This window comes from Pseudonocardia sp. SID8383 (assembly GCF_009864975.1).
GTDB lineage: Bacteria > Actinomycetota > Actinomycetes > Mycobacteriales > Pseudonocardiaceae > Pseudonocardia > Pseudonocardia alni.
The window spans coordinates 1-5711 of sequence record NZ_WWFY01000960.1; the positions used below are offsets into that span (position 1 = coordinate 1).

A 5711-nucleotide genomic window follows, 5' to 3' on the forward strand; every position below is an offset into this window, starting at 1 on the left:
AGCCGCCCGAGCCGCCCCGGCCCGCGTCCCGGGTGAGCCACCCGGACCGGGTCGGCGTCCGGTCAGCGGGCGATGACCGGGGCCCCGCCCGAGGGCTCCGGGGCCGTGCTGTCGTCGGGCAGCGCGACGTGCACCTCCAGTCCCCCACCGGGCACCGCCTCGGCGTGCACGGCCCCGCCGTGCGCGGTGGTCACCGATCGCACGATCGACAGCCCCAGCCCGGAGCCGCGGGTGTGGGCGGTGCGGGCCACCGGGCCCCGCCGGAACGGCTCGAACAGCTCGGCCACCCTGTCCGGGGCCAGCTCCGGCCCGGACGACGCGACCCGCAGCACGACCCCCGGCCCGGGCGTGCCGGTCCCGCAGCCGACCTCGATCCAGCCGCCGTCGCGGTTGTGCCGCACCGCGTTCTCCAGCAGGTTCGCCACCATCCGGCGCAGCAGCGGCTCGTTCCCCCGGGTCGTCGCCGGCCGGGGGTCGGTGCGCACGACCAGGCCGCGGACGGCGACGTCCCCGGTCACGGCCGCGAGCTCCGCGGCGACGAGCGCGGCCAGGTCCACCGGCACCCGGTCGGAGCCCGGCATCGCTCCCCCGGCCTCGGTGCGGGCGAGCAGCAGCAGCCCGCTGACCAGCTCGTCGCAGCGGCGGCCCGCCTCCCGGACGACCCCGGCCATCCGGCGCAGCTCCTCGGCGTCGGCGTCGGGGTCCTGGAGCGTCACGTCGATCTCGGTGCGCAGCACCGCGAGCGGGGTGCGCAGCTCGTGCCCGGCGTTGGCGACGAACCGGGACTGCGCGTCGAACGCGGCCTGCAGCCGGTCGAGCATCGCGTCGACGGCGGCGGCCAGCTCGGCGACCTCGCCACGGGCACCGGCGAGCGCGACCCGTTCGTCGAGCGAGCTCGCCGAGAGCCGCGAGGTGGTCTCGACGACCCGGCGCAGCGGGTACAGCACCCGCCCGACCAGCACCCAGGACGTGACGGCCCCGGCCGCGACGACCAGCGGGAACGCGATCAGCCCGGCCCGCAGCACCTCGGCGCGGGCCGCGGCCGCGACCGCGTCGCGGGCGGTCTCGGCAGGCACGGCGACCCCGCCGACGAACACCGTCCCGGGCAGCGCCGGGGTGCCCGCGACCACCGCGCCGACCAGCATCCACCCGAGCCAGAGCAGCAGCGCGGCGACTGCGGCGACGAGCGCCGTCGCGAGCAGCGTCAGCCGCGGCCGGAGGGCGCCCACGCCGTCACGCCGTGGGGGTCCCGTCGGCGGGCACCCGGTACCCGGCACCGACGACGGTGTCGATCGGCCCCGGCGCGCCGAGCTTCTTGCGCAGGGTCATGACGGTGACCCGCACCGTGGTGGTGAACGGGTCGGCGTTCTCGTCCCAGACGCGTTCGAGCAGCTCCTCCGAGGACACCACGGCCCCGCCCGCGGCGAGCAGGACCTCCAGCACGCCGAACTCCTTGCGGGTCAGCTCGACCGGCCGCCCGGAGCGCAGCACGGTGCGCCGGGCCGGGTCCAGCACGACGTCGCCGGCTCGCAGCGTGGGTGGCACCGCCGGGGTCGCCCGGCGACCGAGCGCCCGGACCCGGGCGACCAGCTCGGGGAAGTCGAACGGCTTGACCAGGTAGTCGTCGGCGCCGCGGGACAGTCCCTCGACCTTGTCCGCCGGGGTGCCCGACGCGGTGAGCATCAGCACCCGGGTCAGGCCGCCCGCCGCGACGAGCTCGTCGCACAGGTCGTCGCCGCTGCGGCCGGGCAGGTCCCGGTCGAGGACGGCGACGTCGTAGCGGGTCACCGACAGCTTCTCCGAGCCCTCGTCGCCGTCGTAGGCCACGTCGACGGCCATCCCGTCCCGGCGCAGGCCGCGCACGACGGCGTCGGCCATCGCCGGCTCGTCCTCGACGACGATGACGCGCATCAGCGGGTGCGCTCCCGCCCGGGAACGGCACCCTCGGGGGTCGAGGGGACCGCCGCGGCCGCCCACTCGGTGATCCGGCGGGCCATGTCCTGCTCGGTCAGCCCGGTCGCGGCGAGCACGTCGTCGCGGCTGCCGTGCTCCAGGTACTCCTGGGGCAGCGCGAGGTCGCGCTGGCGCACGTCGAGCTCGGCGGCGCGCAGCGCGTCGGACAGCGCGGAGCCGAACCCGCCGTGCGTGCCGCAGTCGGAGACGGTGACCACGAGCTGGTGGTCGGCGGCCAGCGTGAGCAGCTCCCGCGGGACCGGCAGCACCCACCGCGGATCGACGACGGTCACGTCGACGCCCTGGTCGGCGAGCCGCCGGGCGACGGCGACACCGGACGTCGCGAACGCGCCGACGCAGACGAGCAGCACCTGGGAGCGCCCGTCGGACGGCTCGTGCAGCACGTCGACCCCGGCCGGGCCGTCGAGGCGGCGCAGCGCGGGCACCGAGCCGATCACCGAGCCCTTGGGGTAACGCAGGGCGGTCGGGCCGTCGGTCACCGCGGTGGCCTCCCGGAACTCCTCGCGCAGCGTCTCCTCGTCGCGGGGGGCCGCGACCCGCATACCGGGCACGATGCCCAGCAGCGACAGGTCCCACATCCCGTTGTGCGACGGGCCGTCGCTGCCGGTGACCCCGGAGCGGTCCAGCACCAGCGTGACGCGCTCGCGGTGCAGGCCCACGTCCATCAGCAGCTGGTCGAAGCCGCGGTTGAGGAACGTCGAGTACAGCGCGACGACGGGGTGCCGCCCGGCCCGGGCCAGCCCGGCGGCGGTGGTCAGCGCGTGCTGCTCGGCGATCCCGACGTCGACGATGCGGTCCGGGTGGGCGGCCGCGAACGGCGCCAGGCCGGTCGGGCCGAGCATCGCCGCGGTGATCGCGACGACGTCGGTGCGCCGCGACCCGAGCGCCACCATCTCCTCGGCGAACACGTCGGTCCACCCGGTGACCGGGGTACCGGTGGGCAGACCGGTCTCCGGGTCGAACGCGGCCGGGCTGTGCATCTGCTCGGCCTCGTCGTTCTCCGCGGGCGGGTAGCCGTTGCCCTTGCGGGTGACCGTGTGCACGATGACCGGCCCGCCGAAGCGCTTCGCCCGGCGCAGCGCGGACTCGAGCTGGCCGATGTCGTGGCCGTCGACCGGGCCGAAGTACTTGAGCCCCAGGTCGGAGAACAGCTCCTGGGGGGAGAGCGCATCCTTCACCCCGGCCTTGAACGCGTGCAGGCCGGCGTAGAGCGCGGGCCCGACCACGGGGGTGCCGCGGACGGTGCGCTTGCCGGCCTCGAGCACCCGCTCGTAGCCGGGCTGCAGCCGCAGCGACGCGAGCCGGTCGGCCAGCCCGCCGATGGTCGGCGAGTAGGAGCGGCCGTTGTCGTTCACGACGACCACGACGTTGCGGTCCTCGCCGGCCGCGATGTTGTTGAGCGCCTCCCAGGCCATGCCACCGGTCAACGCCCCGTCGCCGATCACGGCGACGACGTGCCGGTCGACCCCGGTCAGGGCGTGCGCGCGGGCGATGCCGTCGGCCCAGGACAGCGACGACGACGCGTGGCTGGACTCGACGTGGTCATGCTCGGACTCGGCGCGGCTCGGGTAGCCCGACAGCCCACCGGTCTTCTTCAGCCGGTCCCAGCCCTCCTGACGGCCGGTCAGCAGCTTGTGCACGTACGCCTGGTGCCCGGTGTCCCAGATCAGGGTGTCCTGCGGGGACTCGAAGACCCGGTGCAGGGCGATACTCAGCTCCACCACACCCAGGTTGGGCCCCAGGTGGCCCCCGGTGCGGGACACGGCCTTGATCAGGAACCCACGGATCTCGGCCGCGAGCGAGGTCAGCTCGTCGGGCCCGAGCCCTCGCAGATCGGCCGGGCGCCGGATCGCCGAGAGTCCCCGGTTCGTCGTCACGTACTGCCTCCTCGCCGCCGGTCCCGTTCGGGCGTCCTCCACGGCGGAGGGACCGCAGGGAGGACCGGCATCGACTCGTGGTCCCACTCTACGGACCGGTAGCCGAGGCGACCCGATGGCGCTGCCGGGCGCGGCGGGCGTCGTCCGTCACCCGGACGGGGCCCGCCGCGTCCCGTGCTGCGACGCGGTACGTCCACTGTTCTCACCAACCCCAGTTGCGCATTGTCGATCTCCTTTCGCACTCGGACCCACAGTTGATCGACACAATGACCGCAGCCCTTACCGCGGACGCCTTCACCAACCCCAGTTGCGCATCGGACACCCCTTTCCTGATCGACATCCCGCACGTCGCGGCGCCGCCGTGACATCACGGGACAGCAATTACCGGCATACCGACATCGTCTCTCACGCATTCACCGGTGCCGCCGCCGAAAAGGGTGGCCCGCCGTCGGCCCGCGAACAAACCAGGGAGCACCATTGCGATATCAACAATCACCGGTCCGGCCGTGCGGCCGGCACTCAGCGTGATCACACCACTCGTCCGAGCAGCTACGACGCGATCACGAAGCCGTATCGATCACTGACGGCGACGAGTGCGGTTAGGATCACGGAGGGGCGGCACGCCGGTCGCTGCTGCGGACGGGCAGGATCGGGTGGGACGACGCCGGCGAGGGAGGGACGTATGGCCCGGGAACCGGTCCGGCTGCACCAGGTCACCCGCTGGCCGATCTGGTCCATCCCGGGACGGCTGCTCGGCCCGGTCCTCGCCGTGGAACTGCTGGCGGTCTGCCTGGTGCTCGCCGGTCTGCTGAACCCGCCCCGGCTCGACCACGCGACCCTGGTGCTGCTCGCCACGCTGACCGTGGCCGGGATCCTGCACACCGAGGTCGTGGCCGGCGTCGAACGCATCCGGCGCTACACCGCCGAGACCCACCACGTGAACCTGACCTCGGTCTGGACCTTCGCCTCGGCCCTGCTGCTGCCACCGGTACTGGGCGCGTTCGTGGTGGTGGTGGTCTACACCCACCTCTACGTCCGGGTGCTGCGGCCGGTGCCGCCCCCGGACCGCAGGCCGGTCTACCGCGAGGTCTACAGCACCGCGACGGTCATCCTGTCCGTGCACGCGGCGGCCGGGGTGCTCGCCGCGACCCGGCCCGGCGAGCTCTACGGCAGCCTGCCCGGCACCCTCGCACTGCTGCTCGCGCTGCTGACCTACACCGTCGTCAACACCTGCCTGGTCCTCGGCGTGGTGGCGGTGGCCAGCCCGGACACCCGGGTGGTGCGCATCCTGTTCGGCGGCGACGAGCTCACCCTGGAGCTGGCGACCCTCTGCCTGGGGGCGCTGACGGCGGGGGCGCTGGCCGCGAGCGGGCCGTTCGTCGCGTTGCTCGCGGTGCCGCCCATCCTGGCCCTGCACCGCACGATCCTGGTCCGCCAGCTGCGCGAACGGGCCGACACCGACGCCAAGACCGGGCTGCTCAACCACGCGGCCTGGCACCTGCGCGGGACCCACGAGCTGACCCTCGCCGATCGCGAACGGCGGACCGCGGCGCTGCTGATCCTCGACCTGGACCACTTCAAGGAGATCAACGACACGCACGGCCACCTCTACGGAGACCAGGTCCTCGCCGCCACCGCCCAGGTGCTGCGCGAGGAGCTGCGCGACCACGACCTCGTCGGCAGGTTCGGCGGGGAGGAGTTCGTCGTGCTGCTCCCCCGGCTCTCCGGGAACGACGGGCGCGAGGAGGTCCGGCAGATCGCCGAGCGTCTGCGCAGGCGGATCGCGGGCGGCTCCGGCCCGGTGGCTCCGCCGGACGGGGTCCCGGCCCAGCGGCTGCCCGCACCGTCCCCGGGCGCCGC

4 protein-coding genes are annotated in these 5711 nt (G+C 74.5%); 1 reads left to right on the plus strand and 3 read right to left on the minus strand.

The genetic code is table 11. From position 1 onward, the window contains the following. Positions 1 to 62: 62 nt before the first annotated feature. The 3 genes from GTW08_RS22885 to dxs are packed head-to-tail and all read right to left on the minus strand — an operon-like array spanning position 63 to position 3851. Positions 63 to 1229, minus strand: a complete 1167-nt coding sequence (locus GTW08_RS22885; RefSeq protein ID WP_304580176.1) for a HAMP domain-containing sensor histidine kinase — start codon at positions 1227 to 1229, stop codon at positions 63 to 65. 4 nt (positions 1230 to 1233) lie between these two features. Beyond that, entirely contained in the window at positions 1234 to 1911 is a 678-nt protein-coding gene (locus tag GTW08_RS22890; protein ID WP_073577170.1) for a response regulator transcription factor, read from the minus strand. Continuing rightward, entirely contained in the window at positions 1911 to 3851 is a 1941-nt protein-coding gene (dxs, locus tag GTW08_RS22895) for a 1-deoxy-D-xylulose-5-phosphate synthase (protein WP_073577101.1), read from the minus strand. The genes GTW08_RS22890 and dxs overlap by 1 nt, the downstream gene beginning before the upstream one ends. Positions 3852 to 4533: 682 nt before the next feature. Between dxs and GTW08_RS32750 the strand changes: the two genes are divergently transcribed. After that, the coding region (locus GTW08_RS32750; protein ID WP_161152507.1) for a sensor domain-containing diguanylate cyclase at positions 4534 to 5711 on the plus strand (1178 nt) is incomplete at its 3' end.